Annotated in this window: 3 protein-coding genes and 1 pseudogene; 3 read left to right on the forward strand and 1 reads right to left on the reverse strand. The window is 37.1% G+C overall.

Going from position 1 to position 4953, the window contains the following annotated elements; genetic code table 11:
- Positions 1 to 118 precede the first annotated feature (118 nt).
- The 3 genes from N5O98_RS26845 (at position 119) to N5O98_RS26855 (ending at position 3465) form a co-directional block, all read left to right on the forward strand.
- The gene (locus tag N5O98_RS26845) at positions 119 to 1816 is read left to right on the forward strand and encodes a hybrid sensor histidine kinase/response regulator transcription factor (protein ID WP_004300188.1); all 1698 of its coding nucleotides are present in this window, start codon (positions 119 to 121) and stop codon (positions 1814 to 1816) included.
- Positions 1817 to 1988: 172 nt separating this feature from the next.
- Positions 1989 to 2648, forward strand: coding sequence for a DUF4840 domain-containing protein (locus N5O98_RS26850; RefSeq protein WP_004300189.1), 660 nt, complete (start codon positions 1989 to 1991; stop codon positions 2646 to 2648).
- Between the two features lie 124 nt (positions 2649 to 2772).
- Positions 2773 to 3465: a DNA alkylation repair protein gene (locus tag N5O98_RS26855; RefSeq protein ID WP_022199559.1), complete on the forward strand. Its 693-nt coding sequence runs from the start codon at positions 2773 to 2775 to the stop codon at positions 3463 to 3465.
- Positions 3466 to 3586: 121 nt separating this feature from the next.
- Here the strand turns inward: N5O98_RS26855 and N5O98_RS26860 are convergent.
- Positions 3587 to 4837 (reverse strand): annotated as a pseudogene (locus N5O98_RS26860) (ABC transporter substrate-binding protein); the annotation flags it as partial.
- Positions 4838 to 4953 lie beyond the last annotated feature (116 nt).

Here is a 4953-nt window from a genome sequence, read left to right on the forward strand (position 1 = left end):
GATTTGTTCGACAAATCGAATTTCAAAAATATCAAAGAGCTAAATGATTCAAGTGAATCGAATTTATTTAATTTTTAACCGACTAGTGACCAAAAAATTTTTAGTGGACACTAGTGATATGAAATACTTAATGATAACGTCACTATTTGTCTCTATTATAGATGCAAATATCTTTCACCAGTCTCACTTCTTCTTACTACTTACAGCCGGAGGAATTTCATTATATTGGCTCTTATCTCATTTTCTTACCCTCCATAAGGAAATCAAAATCTTAAAAGAAGAGCACCAATATTTCATGGATTCTTTTCAAAGCATTCGCAACCCTATCACACTCGTTCATACCCCTCTAAGAGCTGCTTGTGATGATAGTTGCCCCGAAGACATAAAGAAAATGTTATCACTAGTCATTCGTAATATAGACTGTCTTGATGAACACCTAACCAAATTAATGAATCTGCGACATCTGCTTATCTACTCCAAACAGATGGATATTGCCGAATATGAACTGGGAAACTTCATTAATAACAGAGTCCATTCATTGAAAAATTTCGCTACGGACAAGCGGATTAAGTTAGAAATAAAAACAGAGTTTAATTATGCCAGCGTTTGGTTCGATCAAAGTAAAATCTCTCCCATCATTGATAAATTCATAAAAAACGCAATAGAACATTCGAAACCTGAAGATAAAAGGATTATCTTTTCAATTTCTTCTAATTCCGAACACTGGGAACTTAAAACGTTCGATGCCAACAAGGGCAAATTGCTAACATGTTATAGGCGCCAAAAGTATCACTTGATTAAACCTAAACATAAATCAGAGTTCAAATATGCATTTGCCAAAAGTGTACTCTGCAAAAAATTAATGAAACTATGTGATGGGAATATTCTTATCAATCATTCAACCCACACTGTCTCACTAAGATTTCCTACAACAAATTCAGAAAGAAAGGTATCCGGATATAATATCATACACTCCGCAAAAAAGTCGGAAGAAAGAAAGACTGATACTTCATTGGGTAAGATTGCTCATAAAAAAAGTTCAATCAAGCCTACTGTTGTTCTCGCTGACAGTAATGAAGAATTCAAGTCTTATTTGGAAGAATGTTTATCAAAGGATTTTGATGTGAAAAGTTTCGGGAATGGCTCTGAAGCTTTAGAATGTATAAAAGAGAAATATCCTGATTTAGTGATTTGCGACCTTATGCTGCATGGAATGTATGGCTATGAACTGTCATCAAGACTAAAGACATCAGGAGAAACATCCGTTATTCCTATCATCCTTTACGGTTCACGTATAGATATAGGACAACGCAACAAAAGAGAAAGTTCTCTGGCCGACATCTTTTTATATGTGCCTTTCCACATCGAAGATTTAAAGATAGAAATGAATGTACTTATCAAAAACAACCGTTCTCTAAGAAGATCATTCTTGCAGACAGTTTTCGGAAAGCAGTTCTTGGAAAAGGAAGAAGAGAAAGTTTTAGATGATAGTAATTACACATTCATCAATCAAGTAAAAGAATTTATTCTAAAAAATATAGATAAGGAAAATCTGACGATAGATGAAATTGCCTCTGAACTGTATATGAGCAGAACTGCTTTCTTTAATAAATGGAAAGCACTGACGGGAGAAGCACCGAAGTATTTTATTTATCGTATTCGTATGGAAAAAGCACGTGAGTTATTGGAGAGTGGAAAATACTCTGTCCAGGTTATTCCTGAAATGATTGGATTGAAAAATCTTAAGAATTTCCGCCATAAATACAAAGAGTATTTCGGGATAACTCCAAGCAAGTCCATTACGAAAAAGCTATAAAATAAAAAGAATATTTTATAATTGAAGATCCCATGAACAGGGATCTTCATGGCAATACTCATATAAAAAAATATTCTATTTTTATTTCCTTATGCAGTATTTCACAAGTACCGGCATTTACTTTATGTACGTACACCTTAATTTTGAAATTAATAATCTAATTTAAAACAGTATGAAAATTATAACTGAAATAAAAAAAGCTTGTTGTTTTAATCGTTTTGCTTTCTTAGTAATGTCATTAGGCCTGATAGCCACTTTTACAGCATGTAGTAGTGATAACGATTCTGATATTCCCGTATATTCACTTAAAGATGTGGAAGGTAATTATTCCGGTAATATGCTGACAGAAACTGCTCCATCCGTCAATCCACAAAACTATTCCTTCAAAGAAGAACAGCCGCAAGGAGCCACAGTTACCGCTGAAGTAAAAGACAATCAGATTATGATAAAAAAACTTCCGGTTGACGATCTGATTAAAAGTATTGTCGGTGAAGAAATAGGCGAAATTATCATTGAGACTTTGGGTGATATCAATTACAACATTCCTTATACTGCAGCCTTTAATGATGATAGCAAAGGCTCCATTCTACTTCAATTAAAACCTGAACCTTTGGAAATAAAATACACGATCCCTACCCAAGTACAAACAGAGGGAGAGGAAGCTCCTCAAATTACTGTAAAAGTAACTATAGAAGCGGAAGAAAAGGGTCAATATACATATAAAGATAAAAAACTCACCTTTGTAATCAAAGCCACCCAAGTGGAAGTAGAAGGAGAGCCGCTTGAAAACTTTTCGGTTACCACATTCAGTTTCGACATGGTCAAAAAGTAACTGATCGGATAAACTTTCCCAACGTATTTTCATTATGATGGGAATTACCTCCAAAAAGAGTATGCCTGCACACAGCGCGCATACTCTTTTTTTATACCTTTGTGAAATAACCAACGATATGAAAATGACTACAACTGAAAATATCCGGAAAGAATTACAAACATTAGCAGATTCCAAATATCAGGAATTTCATTCTTCCCTCCTCCCGGGAGCAAACAACATTCTCGGCGTACGCATCCCCCAACTGCGGACAATGGCCAAAGAAATTATTAAGAAAGAAGACTGGCGTACATTTGTCGAATCAACCGATACGATTTATTATGAAGAAACAATGCTTCAGGGAATGATTATCGGACTGGCAAAAATGGAACTTGAAGAACAAATGAAATACGTAACGATGTTCATTCCCCGTATAGATAATTGGGCTGTATGCGACATATTCTGCAGTGAACTGAAAACTTCTGTGAAAAAAGGAAAAGAAAACGTATGGCAATTTATCCAACCCTATCTGAAATCCTCTAAAGAATTTGAAATACGTTTCGGAATTGTGATGCTTTTCCATTATGTAGATGACGCGCATATCGATTCGTTACTGAAATATGCCGACTCATTCAATCATGATGCATATTATGCACGCATGGCTATGGCATGGATGATATCATTGTGTTTTATCAAATTTCCCCAAAAGACAATGGAGTATCTGAAACATAGCACACTGGATAACTGGACTTACAACAAGGCACTGCAAAAAACAATTGAGTCATTCCGGGTAGATAAGGACACCAAGGACATTCTCCGAGAAATGAAAAGACGATAAATACCAAGCACGGCGAACATCCTGCCATCAGCATTCTGTTCACCGTGCTTCTTATTTCTTACCGTAGATACCGCTTTTATTTTCCACCTAATTTATTTTTTGTTTGCAATCCGGAGAAACACTAATTCCTCCTGACCTTTTTCCTTCTGCTTCTACGTCTTTGTTGTTTCTGACGATTATAACGCTGCCACTTCTTATAAATCATCCAACCACTCATCAATGCAACAACGACGAAAATAAGAATAGTGATACCCACTCCCAAATTATCTCCTTTAATACGCGACCAAATATCAAGAACTTCTTTTGTCTTATCGCCAAAATCACGAATCATGGCACATCGTTCCACCACCTTACGATCCGGATATTGTATTTTATCAATCTGCACGCTGTCTGCACCCGGTCCGAAAAAGTAACTTAAATCGGAATAATAATGAAGAGTGGTGTCTATCTTCTCTTCCAGTATTTCGGGAGTAGCTATGGAACTTACATATCCGCAGAAATCCATATTCCGCAAGGCTATATCCGGACGACACATAAAGTTGATAAAATAACTGGCCGCTTCCGGATTCCTGGCATATTTCGGGATCACCCAACCATCATACCAAATATTACTTCCTTCTTCGGGAACTTCATAATCCAAATCCACTCCTACCGCATTGGCCTCTTCAATCGCCCAGATTGCATCACCGCTCCAAGTCATATTCAGCCAAGCTTTATTTTTCGTCATCATTTCCTTGCCAAAGTCCGCTTCCCAGCCAGCAATGTTCGGTTTCAAGGCTTTTAAGTATTTTTCAGCCAACTCCATCGCACGTGGAGAATAGTCGTTCATCAACTCTTCCACTGTTACCGTTCCCTCCTTCAGTTCCTTTGCATGCGCATAAATCACGGCTGTTCCATAAGCATCACGATAACTATCCTTCATCAGGATCTTTCCGGCATACTTTTTATTCCAAAGGCAATCCCAGGACAGGGCTACCGAATCGGGCACATAAGCCCGGTTATACAGAATACCTGCCGTCCCCCACATATAACATACAGCATAGCGGCTGGCTTTTTCACCCGGCTGACTCAATTTATTAATCTGCTTACGAATAAATGGAGCCACATTATTCATGTAATTGGGAGAATGTGCGAAATTCGTGTCGATAGGTAGCAACAAATGCTTCTTCAGCATACGCTCGATGATGTATTCCGAAGGACAAACAACATCAAAATCTTCATGCCCCTTTTCAATTTTCGTCAACATGATTTCGTTGATATCGAATGTCTGGTAAACGATACGGATATTCTCACCGGTCTGTTCTTTATAATATGCCTGGAAATCCTCAAGCACACCTTCGCCGATGTAATCCGCCCAGTTGTAGATTTTAAGACTTGAGTTCAACTTATAAATGCAACTTTTTGGGTGCGGATAATAAGCAATAAAAACATTTATTTTTCAGAGAGGAAAGAGAGACAATGTCCCCCTTTCTCTCACTCTGAATGGAT

It is taken from the genome of Bacteroides sp. LFL-34 (assembly GCF_027257075.1).
Classification (GTDB): Bacteria; Bacteroidota; Bacteroidia; order Bacteroidales; family Bacteroidaceae; genus Bacteroides; species Bacteroides ovatus.